This window comes from Pseudomonas sp. SCT (assembly GCF_003864275.1).
In the GTDB taxonomy this organism is placed as follows: domain Bacteria; phylum Pseudomonadota; class Gammaproteobacteria; order Pseudomonadales; family Pseudomonadaceae; genus Stutzerimonas; species Stutzerimonas stutzeri_AE.
The window spans coordinates 185,624-204,792 of the sequence record NZ_BDJA01000002.1 but is presented as its reverse complement, the minus strand read 5'-3'; the positions used below and the strand labels follow the sequence as shown (position 1 = coordinate 204,792).

Here is a 19,169-nt window from a genome sequence, read left to right as displayed (position 1 = left end):
CGTGCTAGCCCCTTAAATCCACAGCTTCTTGAGATCGCGGCCACCGTAGATCAGGTTGACCATGCCGCGCGTCACGATGATTGCGGTAAACATCGACGTCAGGATGCCGATCGACAGAGTCACCGCAAAGCCCTTGATCGGGCCGGTACCCATGGCGAACAGAATGCCGCCCACCAGCAAGGTGGTCAGGTTGCCGTCGACGATCGCCGAGAACGCTCGATCGAAACCTTCATGAATGGCGCGCTGAATCGACATGCCATTGGCAATTTCCTCACGAATTCGCGAGAAGATCAGCACGTTGGCGTCGACCGCCATACCCATGGTAAGCACGATACCGGCAATACCCGGCAGGGTGAGCGTGGCGTTGAGCATCGACATCATGGCGGTCAGCACCACCATATTGAAGAGCAGCGCGATGGTCGCCAGCACGCCGAAGAACTTGTAGATCAGCACCATGAAGATGGCGACGAAAAGGAAGCCCCACATGGCGGCCTGAACACCCAGCTTGATGTTCTCGGCTCCCAGGCTTGGACCAATGGTGCGCTCTTCGGCGAAATACATCGGCGCAGCCAGGCCACCAGCGCGCAGCAGTAGCGCCAGTTCGGACGATTCACCCTGGCCGTCAAGCCCAGTGATACGGAACTGGCTGCCGAGCGGCGACTGGATGGTCGCCAAACTGATGATCTTCTTTTCTTCCTGGAAGGTTTCGACGCGAACTTCCTGCTCGACACCATCCACGGCCTGCCGCACATAGCGCGTCATCGGCCGCTGCTCGATGAAGATCACAGCCATGCTGCGACCGACATTGTTGCGCGTCGCGCGATTCATCAGATCGCCGCCGTGACCATCGAGACGGATGTTGACCTGCGGACGGCCATTCTCGTCGTAGCTGGCCTGCGCATCGGTCACCTGATCGCCGGTGATGATCAAGGTACGCTCCAACTGGACCGGCGGACGACCTTCCTGGCGGAACTCGAACGCCTCGGTGGAAGCGCGCGATGCGTCGGCGTCAGCCGCCAGACGGAACTCCAGGTTCGCAGTCTTGCCGAGGATACGCTTGGCTTCGGCGGTGTCCTGAACGCCCGGCAGCTCGACTACGATCCGATTGGCCCCCTGACGCTGCACCAGCGGCTCAGCCACACCAAGTTCGTTGACGCGATTGCGCACCGTGGTCAGGTTCTGCTTGATCGAGTACTCACGAATCTCTGCCAGCTTGGCCTCAGTCAGCGTCAGGCGCAGCACGAATTGACCGTTGCGCTCGGAGGAGGTCAGCTCGAAGTCCGTGAAGTTCTTGCGGATCAGCGACTGCGCATTACCAAGCGTGGCCTCATCGGCGAAGCCCAGCTGCACGGCATCTTTCAGATTCGGCAGACTGCGATAGCGCACACGCTCCTTGCGCAGCAGGCTCTTGACCTCACCCTCGGAAACGTTAAGTCGCGTCTCGATAGCCTTTTCCATGTCGACTTCCAACAGGAAGTGCACACCACCGGAAAGGTCGAGCCCCAGTTTCATCGGGCTCGCACCTAGACTGCGCAACCAGTCGGGCGTCGTAGGTGCCAGATTGAGGGCAACCACATAGGCGTCGCCGAGCGTGCGCCGGACGATGTCTTTCGCCGGCAACTGGTCATCTTGCCGTTCCAGGCGCACCAGGCCGCCGCGCCCCTGCTCGTCGAGCGTTGCAGACTTGACAGCGATACCGCCATCCACGAGCGCCTTGCTGATGCGCTCGAGATCTTCGGTTTCGATTTCCTGCGCCGTGCTGGCACCGGTGACCTGAATCGCCGGATCGTCCGGATAGAGATTGGGCGCCGAATAAAAAAAGGCGATCGCGAGCACTGCCAGAATCAGCAGGTATTTCCAGAGAGGGAATCTATTGAGCATGACGCAGCCCGTTTAATGAACGCGGGGCGCCTTGCGCGCCCCGTCGGTGTTGAATGAAGTCAGCTCAGATGGCTTTCAGTGTGCCTTTGGGCAACGTTGCGGCGATTGCCACTTTCTGGAACTTCAGCTCAACGTTGTCGGACACTTCGATGACCACGAAGTCATCGGCGACCTTGGTGACCTTGCCAGCGATACCGCCAGAGGTAACCACTTCGTCGCCCTTCTGCAGGCCGGCGATCAGGTTCTTGTGTTCCTTGGCACGCTTGGACTGGGGGCGCCAGATCATCAGGTAGAAGATGACCAGAAAACCGACCAGAAATACCCACTCGAAACCAGTACCAGCAGGACCAGCGGCAGCCTCCTGGGCATAGGCGGCGGGAATCAGAAAGCTCATGTAGCACTCCTGTTGCAGAAAGGATTGTTTTGCTCTGGCACGTCACGCAAGCGGCGGCGTTGGCAGACCGCGCTTGGCATAAAAGGCGTCGACAAAGGCCGCCAATGTACCCTGTTGAATGGCGTCGCGTAAACCAGCCATAACCCGCTGGTAATGTCGCAGGTTATGTATGGTATTCAACATGCTACCCAGCATTTCGCCGCATTTATCCAGATGATGTAGATAAGCGCGGGAGAAATGTTTGCAGGTGTAACAATCACAGCTCGGATCCAGTGGCGAATCGTCGTGTTTGTGCACCGCGTTACGAATTTTGATCACGCCGGTATCGGTAAACAGATGACCATTGCGCGCATTGCGGGTCGGCATCACGCAATCGAACATGTCGACTCCACGCCGCACACCTTCGACCAGATCCTCCGGCTTGCCCACGCCCATCAAATAGCGGGGCTTCTCGGCCGGCATTTGCGGCGGCAGGAAATCCAGCACGCGAATCATCTCTTCCTTCGGCTCGCCTACTGAAAGCCCACCGATGGCCAGGCCATCGAAACCGATCTCGCACAACCCTTCCAGCGAACGCATACGCAACGACTCGTGCATACCACCCTGGACGATGCCGAATAGCGCAGCCGGACTATCACCATGGGCAACTTTCGAGCGCTTAGCCCAGCGCAACGACAGCTCCATCGAGCGCCGCGCGACATCTTCGTCAGCCGGATAGGGCGTGCATTCGTCAAAGATCATCACGATATCCGAACCGAGGTCACGCTGGACCTGCATTGACTCCTCCGGCCCCATGAACACCTTCGCACCGTCGACCGGGGAGGCAAAGTAGACGCCCTCTTCCTTGATCTTGCGCATCGCCCCGAGACTGAACACCTGGAAGCCGCCGGAATCAGTCAGGATCGGTCCTTGCCACTGCATGAAGTCGTGCAGGTCGCCGTGACGCTTGATCACTTCCGTCCCCGGGCGCAGCCACAGGTGGAAGGTATTGCCGAGGATGATCTGCGCACCGATCGCCTCGATGTCGCGAGGCAACATGCCCTTGACGGTGCCGTAGGTGCCCACCGGCATGAACGCCGGCGTCTCGACGGTGCCTCGGGGAAAGGTCAGACGCCCGCGACGCGCCTTGCCGTCGGTGGCAAGCAGCTCGAAGGACATATGGCAGGAACGGGTCATTGGCTTTCCTCGGGACCGCGCGGCGCGGGATTGCGGGTGATGAACATGGCATCACCGTAACTGAAGAAGCGATAGCGCTGCGCTACGGCCTCGGCGTAGGCCGCCATCGTTTCCGGATAACCGGCAAAAGCGGAAACCAGCATCAGCAGCGTGGATTCGGGCAAGTGGAAATTGGTCACCAGCGCATCGACCACATGGAAAGTCTTGCCCGGATAAATAAAGATATCGGTATCGCCACTGAATGGTTTGAGTTCGCCGTCACGAGCAGCCGTCTCCAGCGAGCGAACGCTAGTGGTTCCGACAGCAATCACCCTACCGCCACGGGCGCGACAGGCTGCCACGGCATCGACCACCTCTTGCGTCACCTCGAGCCATTCACGGTGCATGTGGTGCTCTTCGATACGCTCGACACGTACGGGCTGGAAGGTTCCGGCGCCAACGTGAAGGGTGACATAGGCGGTTTCCACGCCGGCCTCCCGCAGCGAGTCGAGCAAAGCCTCATCGAAGTGCAACCCTGCGGTAGGTGCTGCCACAGCCCCCGCACGCTGAGCGTAAACGGTCTGATAACGCTCGCGATCTTCGGCGTCATCAGGCCTATCTATATAAGGAGGCAAAGGCATGTGGCCGATACGCTCGAGCAGCGACAAGACATCCTCGTCGAATTCCAGCTCGAACAAGGCATCATGCCGAGCGACCATTTCTGCCTCTCCGCCGCCATCCAGCAAAATCCGCGAACCGGCCTTGGGCGACTTGCTCGAACGGATGTGCGCCAGAACGCTGCGACTGCCAAGCACCCTCTCGACGAGGATTTCCAGCTTGCCACCAGTAGCCTTCTGTCCAAACAGGCGCGCCGGGATGACTCGAGTATTGTTGAATACCATCAGGTCGCCGGGGCGCACGTACTCCAGCAGATCCGCGAAATGACGGTGCGAAAGCTTGCCGGTTTCACCATCAAGCACCAGCAGACGACTTGCACGCCGCTCCGCCAGGGGATGTCGCGCGATGAGGGCGTCGGGCAGCTGGAAGAAAAAATCAGCGACTTGCATGGACAGGATTCAGGACGCGGAAAAGGGCGCAAATCTTATCCGAAAGGCGCCTATCTGACCACGCCAAACGATTGACCACCGCACTTCACATCCCTATACTGCGCGCCCACTGTGCCTCGATGGCGGAATCGGTAGACGCAGCGGATTCAAAATCCGCCGTTGGTAACAACGTGAGAGTTCGAGTCTCTCTCGAGGCACCATCAGTGAATCGCTACACGCAGCTACGCTGCAAGCCACTCGGCGCCGACAAACCGGAATGCCACAGAGGGCTACTCGCGGTAGCGAAGCTTCAAAGAGCATCAGACAGTACGCAACCATCTCGCACTCAGCATGGATCTGCAGTACAGCAAGCAAAACGGCAACATCGATTCTCCCGCAGACTGACATCCTTAGCGAGTCGGTCGGCACGCGGCATGACTCCCCACGCTAGTGGATACAGCGGGTCAGGCCCACCTCAAAAGCGCCGAACGGCGCCGCCTGGACAGGCAAATTCTATGGCTCCGAGGGGTTGGCATTCCCTGGCGAGTTATCGTAGAGTGTGCCCACTGTGTTTGCATGGGTCGCTGTTGAATCGTGACCTGGTGCAGTAGATCTTCAGATCCGCTACTCCGCTCGACTCTCTTACTCCTTGCAACCAGTTCCAGCTTCCTGCTTTGCGGGGGCAATTCTACTTTTGAGTTTCAAGGATACAAAGACATGTCGAATCGTCAGAACGGTACCGTCAAGTGGTTTAACGACGAGAAAGGTTTTGGTTTCATCACTCCTGAGAGCGGTCCGGATCTGTTCGTGCACTTCCGCGCGATCGAAGGCAACGGCTTCAAGAGCCTGAAAGAAGGCCAGAAAGTCAGCTTCGTCGCTGTGCAAGGTCAAAAGGGCATGCAGGCAGACCAGGTTCAGATCCTGGGCTAAGCCTTCTCTCCGAAAAGCCCCTGATGGCAACATCAGGGGCTTTTTTATGCGTGCAATTCCGTAGAATGCGCCACCGTTCCTTTGATCGAGACATGCAATGCGCAGACACCTGCTCAGCCCGCAGGGCCAATTCCCCGCCGCCGGCCTGCTGCGCCGACTGGCAGCGATGTTCTATGACAGCCTGCTGTGCATCGCGCTGATGATGGTGGTCACCCTGCTCTACCAGCAGGTGCTACTGCGACTGATCTATGGCAGTGAACAGCTGCAGACGCTCGCCGATGCCGGTCGCCTGGATATCGACCCACTGCTCTCGACCCTGCTGCTGTTCAGTCTGTTCGGCTTCTTTGCCAAATTCTGGACACACAACGGCCAGACACTGGGCATGCAGGTGTGGGGCATTCGAATCCAGAACGCGGACGGACGCGCCATCGATCTATGGCAAGCGTTGCTGCGCTTCCTGATCGCGCTGGTTTCCTTGCTGTGCCTGGGCATGGGCTACTGGTGGATGCTGATCGACAAGCAAAAGCGCACCTGGCACGACATCTACTCCGACAGCCAGGCCGTCCAGCTGCCGAAGAACATCCACAAGAAATAGGCGTCGCTAACCGAGCGATCCTTCGCCCACAAACATGGCCTTCAGCAGCATACAGCGAAGGCCAGCCACTAGCCCGCCCGACGCAGCAGCCAGGCACCGATCAGCGCACAGACACTCGCCGGCAACACCACCGCCAGCAATGGCGAAAAGCCGAACACCTGGCTTGCCGGGCCGAGCAGATCCTGGATGATGCGGAACACGAAGCCGACCACTACCCCAGTGAAGATGCGCTGACCGAGCGTGACCGAACGCAGTGGCCCGAAGATGAACGAGATCGCCAGCAGAACCAGCGCAACGGTCACTGCCGGCTGCAGGACCTTTGTCCAGAAGGCCAGCCAGTAACGCCCATTGTTCAAACCCTGCTCGCCGAGATAGTGGATATAACGCCACAACCCAGTGATCGACAGCGCTTCCGGCTCCATCACCACGGTGCCAAGCAGCTGAGGGGTCAGCTGAACATCCCAACGCTCTTCCGGCGCGCGCAGCACTTCGGTGTGGTCGCCGCGAAAATGCGTCGTCGAGATATTTTCGAGCTTCCAGTGATCCCCCTGATAGGTGGCACGCCGGGCAAAGCTGGACGCCTGCAGGCGGCGTTCATCGTCGAAGCGATAGCGCGTCACGCCGACCAGAACGCCACCGGGCTGCACGGCGTTGACGTGCACGAATTCGTTTTCCTGCCGATGCCACAACCCGCGCTTGCTGCTCTGCGCCTCGCCCGCGCCTTGCGCCAGGGAACGTCGTGCCTGGGCGATATCCTCGGTGGCGGGTGCGACATACTCGCCAATCAGGATGCCTGCGACGAGCAGCACCAGCATCGGCTTCATCACCGCCATCACGATACGACCCAACGAGACGCCGGCGGCGCGCATGATGGTCAGCTCACTGCTGCTGGCCAGGGTACCGAGACCGATAAGGCATCCGATCAGGGCAGCCATCGGCAGCATTTCATACAGCCGACGCGGCGAGGTAAGCAGCACGTACTGCAGGGCGTCGCCCAGGCCATAGCCGCCCTGGACATCACCCAGCTCATCAATGAAAGCGAACAGCAGCGCCAACCCGACGATGATGCCGAGGACGGTCAGAATCGCGAGAAAGACATGAATACCGATGTAGCGATCGAGCTTAACCATGGGCCACCTCCCGCTGCATCCGGCGCTTGCTCATCCGCAGCCGGATCGGCTCCCAGAACAGCATCAGCAGACCGATCGCCAGGAACAGTCCATGCACCCACCACAGCCCCAACGTCATTGGCAGACGTCCCTTGTCCAGCGCGCCACGTACAGCGATCAACAGTGCGAGATAGGTCATGTAAAGCAGGATGGCCGGCAGCAGCTTGAGGAAGCGTCCCTGCCGAGGGTTGACCTTCGCCAGCGGCACAGCCAGCACCGTGACCACGAACACCAACAGTGGCAGAGATAGCCGCCACTGCAACTCGGTCTGATGGCGCACGTTATCGCTTCCCAGCAGCTCGCGGGTCGGCATGGCCTCGCGCTCGCTCAGCTCCATGCTCACCTCAGGCTTGGGAAGCAGCACACCGTAGGTGTCGTATTGGATCGCACGATAGTCGGCCTGCCCCGGATTGCCGTCGTAGCGATAACCGTTTTCCAGAATCAGGTAGCGACTGCCGTCAGGCTGGATCTCCTGCCGGCCGCTTTCGGCAACCAACACCGACAGCCCGCTTTCCTTGCCGGTCTGGCGCGATACGTTGGTTTCGGAAATGAACACCCCGCCCAGCTCACTGCGGTCAGCCGAGAGCTCGCGGGTGTAGGTCACGCGCGAGCCCCCACGCAGCGTCTGGAAGCGCCCCGGGACCAGCGTGTCGAACTCGGTCAGCGAATCCTGCTGATTGAGGATGCGATCCACCTCGGCGATACCTTGCGGCGCCAGACCCAGGCTCAGCCAACCCACCATTGCCGCAACCAGCGCGGCCGGCGCCATGCTGTAGGCCAGCAAGCGGCGCTGGCTCATACCGGTTGCCGACAGCACGGTCATCTCGCTTTCAAGGTAGAGGCGGCCGTAGGCCAGCAGAATGCCGAGAAACAGCCCAAGAGGAAGGATCAGTTGAAGGAAGCCGGGCAGACGAAAGCCCATGATCAGCAACAGCACGCCGGGATCGAGCACCCCCTGCGCAGCCTGCGCCAGATACTTGATGAAGCGGCCGCTCATGATGATCACCAGCAGCACGGCGCTGACCGCGCTCATGGTGACCAGCAGCTCTCGGGACAGGTAACGAAAGACGATCAAACCAGACACTCCAGGGTTGTCAGGCTCTGGCGGCAACGCTCAAACTAGCCGCCAGTTGCCGGCCCGCCGCAGCAGACCGATGGAAATAGGTAATGGCACACCGACCGGACGCGGATCGCCGCGCCGAGGCAATCGCCGAAGCACGGTCGATTGCAACGTTTCTAGCCTAGCGCAGTCGTTAGCAACGACCGTACAGGCGAACCACCGGAAAAATAAGCCCGGCATTATCCTGCAAACCCGACTCTTTGTCTTGGGGACACCACGTCATGGAATTTGTTGTCAAAAGCGCCAAAGCCTCCACCCAGAAGACCGCCACCCTGATTCTGCCGCTGGGCGAGGATTGCGTCCTCGGCAGCGTCGCGCAGAGCGTGGACAGCGCCAGCGGCGGCGCGCTCAGTGCCGCGCTCAAGCGTGGTGACATTCAGGGCAAGTCGGGGCAGACACTGCTGCTGCACAGCCTGCCAGGACTCAAGGCCGAACGCGTATTGCTGGTCGGCATCGGCAAGGCGGACGACCTCGACAGTCGTCAATGGCGCAAGGTGGTCAACGCGGCATTGGCGGTGATCAAGAACCTCGGCGGCGGCGACGCGGCTTTCGCCATGCAGGACGTGCAGGTCAAGGGCCGCGACAGCTACGCGCGCACTCGCCTGCTGGTGGAGATCGTCGCCGACGGCCAGTACGTGTTCGACAGCTTCAAGAGCAAGAAAGCCGAACCGCGTGCGCTGCAGAAGATCATCCTGCTCTGCGACAAGGCCGAACAGCCGGCGCTGGAGCGCGCCGCGCGCGAGGCAGCGGCGATCGCCAGCGGCATGGCCTTCACCCGCGACCTTGGCAATCTACCGCCGAATGTCTGCCACCCGACCTACATCGCCGAGCAGGCCAAGCAGCTGAGCAAGGCTTACAAGGGCCTGAAGGTCGACGTGCTGGATGAGAAGAAGCTGCGGGACCTGGGCGCCGGTGCATTCCTTGCCGTGTCTCAGGGTAGCGATCAGCCCGGCTGCATCATCGTCATGCAGTACAACGGCGGCAAGAAAGGCGACAAGCCCTACGCGCTGGTGGGCAAAGGCATCACCTTCGACACCGGCGGCATCAGCCTCAAGCCGGGCCAGGGCATGGACGAAATGAAGTACGACATGGGCGGCGCCGCCAGCGTACTTGGCACGCTCAAGGCGGTGCTGGAGCTGCAGCTGCCGATCAACCTGGTCTGCTTGCTGGCCTGCGCCGAGAACATGCCCAGCGGCGGCGCCACCCGCCCAGGTGACATCGTCACCACTATGAGCGGCCAGACCGTGGAGATTCTCAACACCGACGCCGAAGGCCGTCTGGTGCTGTGCGACACCCTCACCTATGCCGAGCGCTTCGAGCCGCGCGCCGTGATCGACGTGGCCACCCTGACCGGCGCCTGTATCGTCGCACTGGGCAGCAACACCTCGGGGCTGCTGGGCAATAATGACGAACTGGTGCAGCAGCTGCTGCTGGCAGGCGAAAGCGCCGCTGATCGCGCCTGGCAGCTGCCGCTGTTCGATGAGTATCAGGAGCAGCTGGACAGCCCCTTCGCCGACATCGCCAACATCGGTGGACCCAAGGCTGGCACCATCACCGCGGCCTGTTTCCTCTCACGCTTCACCAAGAAATACGCCTGGGCGCATCTGGACATTGCCGGCACGGCCTGGACCAGCGGCGGCAAGGAAAAAGGCGCCACTGGCCGTCCGGTGCCGCTGCTGACCCAATACCTGCTGGATCGGGCCAGCTGACGATGCCGGCCGCCGCGCACGCACCCTCGGGCCGGAGCCGCCTCACGCCGGCCGGCTCGAGCGGAGCACGTTCATGACCCGGGTCGAGTTCTACGTACTGCCGGACGACAGCCCACTCGGCCGCCTGCGGGCGGCCTGTCAGCTGGCCGCCAAGGGCTGGCAGCATGGTATGCAGGTCTTCATCCGTTGCGTAGACGAAGCGCAGTCCAACCAGCTGGACGAGCTGCTCTGGAGCTTCCGCGCCGAGCGCTTCATTCCCCACGAGCAGGATGCCGATGAGCCTCAGACCCCTGTGGTCATCGGTATCGACCAGGCGCCGCCGTTCGCCCAGGGGCTGCTGATCAACCTGGCGTCGACGCTTTCATCGCACCTTGACCAGTTCAGCCGGATCATCGAGATCGTCAATCAGGAGCCGCAGCTGCTGACCGCCTGCCGGGAGAATTTCCGCCTGTATCGCCGTCAGGGCTATGATCCGCAACGGGTCGAGCTTTAGAACCCTCCATACGACAGCAAGGGACAACCCCTGGCAGCAGCCGGGATGCTGCAGCCTCCGGAACCTCTGAGATGACACCGAAAGCCCCGAACAAACCCGCCGAGCTGCTGAGCGATCTAGAGTCCATTCGTGCCCTGCTCGGTGACGATTTTCCTGACGAACCGCCGAACAGCGCCACGCTTGATCCGGACAGCATCCCGCTGCTGTCCGACATCGTCGAGCCCGCACCGGCCGTAGCCGCCGGCGGCGCCAGCGACGATGAGCCAAGGGAAACCAGTGTCCGCAGTGCGTTCCGCTCCTTGGCCGAGAGACATGTCGATCACGAGCTACGCACAGCCGCTAACCTGATCCTGCAGGAAGTCATCGACGACTTCGTGCCGCAGATCGAAGCCGAGCTCAAACGCCGCCTGGAAACACGCCTCGAGCGCCTGGTTCGTACACCGCGCCCCTGAAGCGTCGCCAACCGCGCGTTCTCCGCGCTAATCCGCAGTTAATCCCGCACGGCCGCAAAACCTCGCGGCCGTTTGCCTTTATACTTGCGCGTTTTTCCGACCAGCCGTTTTAAGGGTCCCGCCGCATGGACAAGACCTACCAGCCGCACGCCATCGAGACTTCCTGGTACCAGACCTGGGAATCGAACAACTATTTCGCCCCGAAAGGTTCCGGCGAGCCCTACACCATCATGATCCCGCCGCCGAACGTAACCGGCAGCCTGCACATGGGCCACGGCTTCAACAACGCGATCATGGATGCACTGATCCGCTGGCGCCGCATGCAGGGCCGCAACACCCTGTGGCAGCCTGGCACCGACCACGCGGGTATCGCCACGCAGATGGTCGTCGAGCGCCAGCTCGGCGCGCAGGGCGTTTCGCGTCATGACCTTGGACGCGAGAAGTTTCTCGAGAAGGTCTGGCAGTGGAAGGAAGAATCCGGCGGCACCATCACCCGGCAGATCCGTCGCCTGGGCTCCTCGGTGGACTGGTCGCGCGAGCGCTTCACCATGGACGATGGCCTCTCCGAAGCGGTCAAGGAAGCCTTCGTCCGTCTGCACGAGGACGGCCTGATCTACCGCGGCAAGCGTCTGGTCAACTGGGATACCAAGCTGCACACCGCCATTTCCGACCTGGAAGTGGAGAACCACGACGAGAAGGGTTACCTCTGGCACCTGCGCTACCCGCTGGCGGACGGCTGCAAGACCGCTGACGGCCTGGATTATCTGGTGGTCGCCACTACCCGCCCGGAAACCATGCTCGGTGACGCCGCCATTGCAGTGCACCCTGAAGACGAGCGCTACAAGAGTCTGATCGGCCGCCACGTCATGCTGCCGCTGGTCAACCGCCTGATCCCCATCGTCGCCGATGACTATGTCGACCTCGAATTCGGTACCGGCTGCGTGAAGATCACCCCGGCGCATGACTTCAACGACTACGAAGTCGGCAAGCGCCATCATCTGCCGCTGATCAACATCTTCGACCAGAACGCCTGCGTCCTGGCCCGCGCCCAGGTATTCAACATCGATGGTTCGGTGAACGACAAGCTCGACGGCAGCCTGCCAGACGGCTACGCGCACATGGACCGTTTCGATGCGCGCAAGGCCATCGTCGCCGAGTTCGAAGCCATGAGCCTCTTGGAAAAGATCGACGACCATGCGCTGAAAGTGCCGCGCGGTGATCGCTCAGGCACCATCATCGAGCCCTGGCTGACCGACCAGTGGTACGTCTCAACCAAGCCGCTGGCCGAAAAAGCCATCGCTGCGGTGGAGAGCGGTGAGATCGAATTCGTACCCAAGCAGTACGAGAACATGTACTTCAGCTGGATGCGCGATATCCAGGACTGGTGCATCAGCCGTCAGCTCTGGTGGGGCCACCGCATTCCAGCCTGGTACGACGAAGCCGGCAACGTCTACGTTGGCCGCGATGAAGTGGAAGTGCGCAGCAAGTACAACCTCTGCAACAACGTCGAGCTGCGTCAGGACGAGGACGTGCTGGACACCTGGTTCAGCTCCGGCCTGTGGACCTTCTCCACCCTCGGCTGGCCGCAGCAGACCGATTTCCTCAAGACCTTCCACCCAACCGACGTGCTGGTCACCGGCTTCGACATCATTTTCTTCTGGGTCGCCCGGATGATCATGCTGTCCACCCACCTGACCGGGCAGATCCCGTTCAAGACCGTCTATGTGCACGGTCTGGTGCGCGATGGCCAGGGGCAGAAGATGTCCAAGTCCAAGGGCAACGTGCTCGACCCGCTGGACATCGTCGACGGCATCACCCTTGATGAACTGCTGACCAAGCGCACCAGCGGCATGATGCAGCCCAAGCTGGCCGAGAAGATCGCCAAGCAGACCCGCGCCGAATTTCCCGAAGGCATCGCCAGCTACGGCACCGACGCCCTGCGTTTCACCTTCTGCTCGCTGGCCTCCACCGGCCGCGACATCAAGTTCGACATGGGCCGCGTCGAGGGTTACCGCAACTTCTGCAACAAGATCTGGAACGCCGCCAACTTCGTCTTCGAGAACACCGAAGGCAAGGACACCGGCGCCAATGATGAGCCGGTGGAGCTGTCCTCGGTGGACCGCTGGATCATTTCCGCACTGCAGCGTACCGAAGCCGAAGTGACCCGCCAGCTGGAAGCCTTCCGCTTCGATCTGGCTGCTCAGGCGCTCTACGAATTCATCTGGGACGAGTACTGCGCCTGGTATCTGGAGTTGGTCAAACCGCTGCTGTGGGACGAAACCGCCAGCGCCGAACGCCAGCGCGGCACCCGCCGCACCCTGGTGCGCGTGCTGGAAACCGCGCTGCGCCTGGCACATCCGTTCATGCCGTTCATCACCGAGGAAATCTGGCAGCGCGTCGCGCCGCTGGCCGGCAAATCCGGTCCGACGCTGATGCTGCAGCCCTGGCCGGAGTTCAACCCCGAGCGCATCGATGAAGCGGCCGAAGGCGATATCGAGTGGGTCAAGGCCTTCATGCTGGGCATCCGCCAGATCCGCGGCGAGATGAACATCTCCATGGCCAAGCGCATCGACGTGGTGCTGGGCAATGCCTCGGCCGAGGACCAGCGCCGTCTGGCCGACAACGAGCCGCTGCTGAAGAAGCTGGCCAAGCTGGAAAGCGTGCGCCTGCTCGGCGCCGGCGAGGAAGCGCCGCTGTCGGCGATCGCTCTGGTCGGCGACATGCAGGTGCTGGTGCCGATGGCCGGCCTGATCGACAAGGACGCCGAACTGGCACGCCTGGACAAGGAGATCGCGCGTCTGGACGGCGAGGTCAAGCGCGTCGGCGGCAAGCTGTCCAACGCCGGCTTCGTCGACAAGGCACCGGCCGAGGTGATCGACAAGGAACGCGCCAAACTGGCCGAGGCCGAACAGGCCAAAGCCCGGTTGCAGGAGCAGCGCGACCGTATCGCAACGCTCTGATCAACCACTCGAAAGCGTTAAACGAGAAGGCCAGCCCGAAAGGTGCTGGCCTTTTTGCTTAAGAAGGTCATCTTGATTGATGACAAGTTATTACCGGTAACGCTGATACACTATGCCGCACATGAAACACCCCTTTACAAACTGGCAGGCCGTTAAAGCCAAGACGAACAGCTCGACGATGTGAAATGAGTCCCCTGCTGCGAAGCGCAATGCCCCATGTATTTCGCCGAACGCGCAACCGTCTCCCAGGGCAGTCCACCGCCCCGAATTGTTTCACCTCGCTAGCGTATCGTTCCCCTGCCAGCCGCTGAGGCTGCGTCGCCACGCCCGCATGCCCGGCAAGGTTCCTCAAGATGGAGTCCCTCCGATGTATGCGCTAATGGCTGTCGTGTTCGTCATAGGCTATCTATGCATAGCCTTTGAACATCCACTGAAAATAGACAAGGCTGCCGCGGCGATCCTCACCGCGGTGTTGACCTGGACCATTCTGGTGCTGGGCGCCGACCAGATTCTTCCGCTGCTGCAACCTGGCAGCCATGACCCGGCGGACTCCTCGGCGGTGGTGGTTGAATCGCTGCGTCATCATTTGGGAGAAGTCTCGGAGATCCTCTTCTTCCTGCTCGGGGCGATGACTATCGTCGAGCTGATCGACTCCCATGAAGGGTTCAAAGTAATCACCGACCGCATCCAGACACGCAAGCGCGTGCACCTGCTGTGGATCATCGGTTTCCTGACCTTCTTCCTCTCTGCAGCGCTGGATAACCTGACCACCACCATCGTCATGGTCTCCCTGCTGCGCAAGCTGATCCGCGGCCGTCCCGAGCGCTGGTTGTTCGTCGGTGTCGTGGTGATCGCCGCTAACGCCGGAGGTGCCTGGTCGCCGATCGGTGACGTGACCACCACCATGCTCTGGATCGGTAGCCAGATCAGCGCTTCCGGAGTGATTACCGGCCTGTTCCTGCCAAGCCTGGTGTGCCTGTTAGTACCGCTGATCATCCTCAGCTTTCGTCTGCGCGGCGAGGCACCACGCCCGCGCGCCCGTGCTCACCTGGCCGAGAAACACCCGCCGACCACCACGGTATTCGAACGCAATCTGGTACTCGGTCTTGGCCTCGCTGCCCTGCTGTTCGTGCCGGTATTCAAGACCGTGACCCACCTGCCGCCGTACATGGGCATCCTCTTCGGCCTCGGTGTGCTCTGGGTGACCACCGAGTTCATCCACCGCAACAAGAATGCCGAAGACAAGCACCCGCTTTCGGTGGTAGGCGTTCTGCGCAAGGTGGACACCCCCAGCGTGCTGTTCTTCCTTGGCATCCTGCTGGCCGTTTCCAGCCTCGCTACCGCCGGCCATCTGACTCAGGTCGCGACCGCCCTGCGCGAATCGCTCGGCCACATCTACCCGATCACCTACGCCATTGGTCTGCTCTCGGCGGTGGTCGACAACGTGCCGCTGGTGGCAGGTGCGATGAAGATGTATCCGTTGGTTAGCCCTGCCGTACTGGCTGCATCCAGCCCCGAGGAGACCAGCTGGTTGTCGCAGTTCGTCGTCGACGGCAACTTTTGGGAAATGCTCGCCTTATGCGCCGGTACCGGCGGTAGCACGCTGATCATTGGTTCTGCCGCAGGCGTCGCCGCCATGGGCATGGAGAAGATCAGCTTCACCTGGTACATCAAGCGCGTCAGCCTGCTGGCCTTCCTCGGTTACACTGCGGGCGCCGCGACCTACATCGGCATGCTCGCCCTGCGCTGAGCCATCGCCCTGCCAGGTCGTTGCCGCCGAAAGGCGCCATCAACGACCTGGCCAGGGACCACGCATGACCGTCAGCAAGACCAAAACCAGTTTCTACCGTCGACTCTACGTCGCCTGGCTGATCGACAGCGGCAGCGCCACCAGCGTTCCGACGCTGATGGAAGCCACCGGCATGCCGCGCCGCACCGCCCAGGACACCCTTGCCGCGCTCGCGGACCTGGACATCGATTGCACGTTCGAGCAGGACGATGGTGAGCGGCATAACGCCGGCCACTATGCCATCCGCAACTGGGGCGCGATCGACAAAGGCTGGATCGAGCGAAACCTGAAGCACATCAAATCCGTCCTTGATTATCCCTGATCGTCCATGAACACCGATCTGCTGCTGGTTCTCGCGCTGCTGGCGGGCTGCATTGGTCTGTTCGCGCTGAACAAGCCACGCATGGATGTGGTAGCCGTGCTGGCAATGGTCGCCCTGCCCCTCACCGGCGTGCTCAGCGTGCAGGAGTCTCTCGCCGGCTTCAGTGATCCGAGCGTGGTGCTGATCGCCACACTGTTCGTCATCGGCGACGGCCTGGTGCGTACCGGCATCGCCTATCGCCTGGGCGACTGGCTGATGCGCGCCGCTGGCAGCAGTGAAACCCGCCTGCTGATCCTGCTGATGCTGGCGGTCGCCGGGCTCGGCTCGGTTATGAGTTCCACCGGCGTGGTGGCGATATTCATCCCCGTAGTGCTCGGCATCGCCAATCGCATGAAGGTATCGCCGCGGCGGTTGATGATGCCGCTGGCATTTGCCGGGCTGATCAGCGGCATGCTGACCCTGGTGGCGACGCCGCCAAACCTTGTGGTCAACAGCGAGCTGCGTCGCGCCGGCCTTGAGGGCTTTGCCTTCTTTGATTTCACCCCGATCGGCCTGGCCATTCTGCTGCTGGGCATCGGATACATGCTCGTTGCACGTCGATGGTTAGGCACCGACAAGCACAGCGAAACGCTGGAGCCACGGCATACCCTGGCCGACCTTGCGCAGAGCTACCGGCTCGACGAACGCGAGCGGCGCCTGCGGATCTTGCCGGGGTCGGTCCTGGCCAACCAGGCACTCGATGCGCTGCAACTACGCAGCCAATACGGCATCAACGTGATCGCCGTGGAGCGCCACGAGCGCCTGCGCAACCTGCTACTGATGGCCACCGGCAACACCGAACTGTTTGTCGGTGATGTGCTGCTGGTCGATCTCGCCAGCCCGGCCATCGGCCTGCTCGGCGCCTACCAGGAACTCGGCCTGGAACCGTTGCAGCTCAGCACGTCCTACTACGCCGACCATGCACGCGAGCTGGGCCTGGCGGAGGTCGCACTGCCGCCGGATTCGCGCCTGCCGGGCAAGACCATCCAGCAGCTCGGGTTTCGCAGCCGCCACAAGCTCAACGTTGTCGGCCTGAGGCGCAACCGCGAGGCGCTGCAAGGGCTGCTGGTGGATGAGAAGCTCAAGCCGGCCGACACCCTGCTGGTCGCCGGCAGCTGGAAGCACATCCACCGGCTGCAGGGGCTGAGCCGCGATTTCCTGGTGTTGAGCCTGCCGGCGGAAGTGGACGACGTCGCTCCGGCCGCCAACCAGGCCCCCTTCGCACTGCTCGGGTTGGCGGTGATGATCGTGCTGATGGTCAGCGGCGTGGTGCCCAATGTGCTTGCCGCGCTGATCGGTTGCCTGGTCATGGGCCTGTTCCGCTGTATCGACATGGACAGCGCCTACAAGGCGATCCACTGGCAAAGCCTGATACTGATCGTCGGCATGCTGCCGTTCGCGCTGGCGCTGCAGAAGACCGGCGGCATCGCCCTGGCTACCTCCGGGCTGGTCGGCCTGCTCGGCGACGCCGGCCCGCATGCCCTGCTTGCCTGCCTGTTCCTGCTCACCGCGCTGATCGGCCTGTTCATCTCCAATACGGCGACGGCCGTGCTGATGGCGCCCGTCGCGCTTTCCACCGCCGAACAGCTGGGCGCCTCGCCCTACCCGTTCGCCATGATCGTCGCCCTGGCCGCCTCGGCCGCGTTCATGACACCGATTTCCTCGCCGGTGAACACCCTGGTACTCGGCCCAGGACAATACCGTTTCGCTGATTTCGTACGCATCGGTGTGCCCTTCACACTGTTGGTGATGGCGGTTTCCGTGGCGCTGGTTCCGCTGCTGTTCCCGCTTTGATCTAGCTGGCAGCGGATCGCCGGCTCGTCTGCCGCTGTCGAAAAGTGGCATGGCGGCGGTAAGGTCCAGCCGTTAAGCTCCAGCTCTCATTCTAAAAAGAACAGATTCCATGCCTCAGCGTGTCGCCCTGTTTCCGGTCCTGCTGGCCGGTGCCGTCCTATTGTTGGTCGTCCACGGCCTTGGCCGCTTCGTCTATACCCCGCTGCTGCCCTGGCTGGTGGAGGACGGCTTGCTCAGCGTGCAGGAAGGCGCCAGCATCGCCAGCTGGAACTACCTCGGCTATCTGATCGGCGCGCTGCTCGCGGTGCGCTGGCATCGCGTCGCGCAGATCCGCCGCACCCTGCCCTGGGCGCTAGGGCTGCACGTGTTGAGCAGCCTGCTGCAGACCCAGGCCGAATCCGCCGATGCGCTGGCTGCCTTGCGCCTGGCCAACGGCATCAGCAACGGCCTGGTGTTCGTCCAGGCGCCCTCGCTGATCCTCGAATGGCTGGCACGCCAGCAGCGCGTGTCCTCCAGCGGCCTGGTCTATCTCGGCGTCTGCGTCGGCCTGATTCTCTCCAGCCTGCTGGTCAGCCTGAGCGATGGGTATCTGCTCGGTGCCGAGCGCTGGTGGCCGGCGGCGCTGCTGTCGATACCGCTGGCCTGGTGGGGCTGGCGCCAGCTGTCGCGGCTGGACGTGCCTGACGAGGAAAAGGCTCATCCTTCCGCGGAGCCACCCAGCGGCAAGCTGCTCGATCGCTCCAGCACACCACTGTTTCTTTCTTACGCCGGTGCCGGGATGGGCTACATCCTGCCGATGACGTTTCTGCCGATGGTCGCGCGCCTGCAGGTGGAGCCCGGTGACTTCCTGATCGGTGGTAGCTGGCTGGTGGTAGCGCTGGCGACCCTGCCATCGCCCTGGCTGTGGAATCGTCTCGGCGTGCGCATGGGTGACGACATCGCCTTGCGCCTGAGCTATCTCACCCAGCTGCTCGGCGTGCTGGCCGCGCTGCTGCTGCCGGGCGCGGTCGGCATCCTGCTCTGTGCGGTACTGGTCGGCGGCACCTTTCTCGGCACCGTGCTGCTGACCCAGCGTCTGGCGCGGACACTGCATCCACATCAAGGACCGCGGCTGTCGGCGGCGCTGATCGCACTCTACGGCCTGACCCAACTCGCCGCACCCTGGCTGACCAGTATCTGGATGGGGATGGGCGGCAGCCTGCACAGTGCCTTCTGGCTCGGCGCGGGGGCGCTGCTCTGGGGGCTGTTCTGGATGCTGATGGTGCCGCGTCGGCGCTAGCATCAAGCCTATCCGTCAGCAGCGGTTGTGGGACAATGCCCG

General features: G+C 62.0%; 16 protein-coding genes and 1 tRNA gene. 11 read left to right on the top strand and 6 right to left on the bottom strand.

All coding sequences use genetic code 11. The features are described 5' to 3' along the window. Positions 1-12 precede the first annotated feature (12 nt). The 4 genes from secD to queA form a co-directional block, all read right to left on the bottom strand. Complete coding sequence (gene secD / locus BHD08_RS05330) at positions 13-1,881, bottom strand: protein translocase subunit SecD (protein WP_125021075.1); 1,869 nt, start codon at positions 1,879-1,881, stop codon at positions 13-15. A gap of 64 nt (positions 1,882-1,945) precedes the next feature. Beyond that, positions 1,946-2,275 (bottom strand): preprotein translocase subunit YajC, encoded by a 330-nt coding sequence (gene yajC / locus BHD08_RS05325; RefSeq protein WP_003296020.1) that lies wholly within the window; start codon positions 2,273-2,275, stop codon positions 1,946-1,948. Positions 2,276-2,317: 42 nt separating this feature from the next. Further along, positions 2,318-3,433 (bottom strand): tRNA guanosine(34) transglycosylase Tgt, encoded by a 1,116-nt coding sequence (gene tgt / locus BHD08_RS05320; RefSeq protein ID WP_085990607.1) that lies wholly within the window; start codon positions 3,431-3,433, stop codon positions 2,318-2,320. Between the two features lie 14 nt (positions 3,434-3,447). Next, entirely contained in the window at positions 3,448-4,497 is a 1,050-nt protein-coding gene (queA, locus tag BHD08_RS05315) for a tRNA preQ1(34) S-adenosylmethionine ribosyltransferase-isomerase QueA (protein ID WP_125021074.1), read from the bottom strand. Between the two features lie 113 nt (positions 4,498-4,610). On the opposite strand from queA, the gene BHD08_RS05310 reads away from it, so the two are divergent. From BHD08_RS05310 to BHD08_RS05300, 3 genes are all read left to right on the top strand, one after another. Continuing rightward, positions 4,611-4,697, top strand: a tRNA-Leu gene (locus tag BHD08_RS05310). Positions 4,698-5,193: 496 nt separating this feature from the next. Next, on the top strand, positions 5,194-5,406 hold the full coding sequence (locus tag BHD08_RS05305) for a cold-shock protein (protein WP_003298189.1): 213 nt from the start codon (positions 5,194-5,196) through the stop codon (positions 5,404-5,406). Positions 5,407-5,503: 97 nt separating this feature from the next. After that, complete coding sequence (locus BHD08_RS05300) at positions 5,504-6,001, top strand: RDD family protein (RefSeq protein WP_015276120.1); 498 nt, start codon at positions 5,504-5,506, stop codon at positions 5,999-6,001. A 68-nt stretch (positions 6,002-6,069) separates the two neighbouring features. Here BHD08_RS05300 and lptG read toward each other — a convergent pair whose 3' ends face one another. Further along, positions 6,070-7,131 carry an LPS export ABC transporter permease LptG gene (gene lptG / locus BHD08_RS05295; RefSeq protein WP_015276119.1) on the bottom strand — a complete coding sequence of 354 codons (1,062 nt, stop codon included), beginning with the start codon at positions 7,129-7,131 and terminating at the stop codon, positions 6,070-6,072. Then, the gene (lptF, locus tag BHD08_RS05290; protein WP_125021073.1) at positions 7,124-8,245 is read right to left on the bottom strand and encodes an LPS export ABC transporter permease LptF; all 1,122 of its coding nucleotides are present in this window, start codon (positions 8,243-8,245) and stop codon (positions 7,124-7,126) included. The genes lptG and lptF overlap by 8 nt, the downstream gene beginning before the upstream one ends. Positions 8,246-8,511: 266 nt before the next feature. Here lptF and BHD08_RS05285 point away from each other — a divergent pair, with 266 nt between their 5' ends. The 8 genes from BHD08_RS05285 to BHD08_RS05250 all read left to right on the top strand — a co-directional run bounded on the left by BHD08_RS05285 (position 8,512) and on the right by BHD08_RS05250 (position 19,127). Beyond that, a complete protein-coding gene (locus BHD08_RS05285; RefSeq protein ID WP_125021072.1) occupies positions 8,512-9,999 on the top strand; it encodes a leucyl aminopeptidase in 1,488 nt (495 codons plus the stop codon). Between the two features lie 73 nt (positions 10,000-10,072). Further along, positions 10,073-10,492, top strand: coding sequence for a DNA polymerase III subunit chi (locus tag BHD08_RS05280; RefSeq protein ID WP_015276116.1), 420 nt, complete (start codon positions 10,073-10,075; stop codon positions 10,490-10,492). A gap of 71 nt (positions 10,493-10,563) precedes the next feature. After that, positions 10,564-10,944, top strand: a complete 381-nt coding sequence (locus BHD08_RS05275; RefSeq protein WP_015276115.1) for a hypothetical protein — start codon at positions 10,564-10,566, stop codon at positions 10,942-10,944. A gap of 125 nt (positions 10,945-11,069) precedes the next feature. After that, positions 11,070-13,904 carry a valine--tRNA ligase gene (locus tag BHD08_RS05270; RefSeq protein ID WP_125021071.1) on the top strand — a complete coding sequence of 945 codons (2,835 nt, stop codon included), beginning with the start codon at positions 11,070-11,072 and terminating at the stop codon, positions 13,902-13,904. A gap of 367 nt (positions 13,905-14,271) precedes the next feature. Beyond that, entirely contained in the window at positions 14,272-15,654 is a 1,383-nt protein-coding gene (nhaD, locus tag BHD08_RS05265; protein WP_015276113.1) for a sodium:proton antiporter NhaD, read from the top strand. Positions 15,655-15,718: 64 nt separating this feature from the next. After that, a complete protein-coding gene (locus BHD08_RS05260; protein WP_015276112.1) occupies positions 15,719-16,015 on the top strand; it encodes a helix-turn-helix domain-containing protein in 297 nt (98 codons plus the stop codon). 6 nt (positions 16,016-16,021) lie between these two features. Continuing rightward, positions 16,022-17,848: an SLC13 family permease gene (locus BHD08_RS05255; RefSeq protein ID WP_125021070.1), complete on the top strand. Its 1,827-nt coding sequence runs from the start codon at positions 16,022-16,024 to the stop codon at positions 17,846-17,848. Between the two features lie 109 nt (positions 17,849-17,957). Next, positions 17,958-19,127 carry a YbfB/YjiJ family MFS transporter gene (locus tag BHD08_RS05250; RefSeq protein ID WP_015276110.1) on the top strand — a complete coding sequence of 390 codons (1,170 nt, stop codon included), beginning with the start codon at positions 17,958-17,960 and terminating at the stop codon, positions 19,125-19,127. Positions 19,128-19,169: the final 42 nt, after the last annotated feature.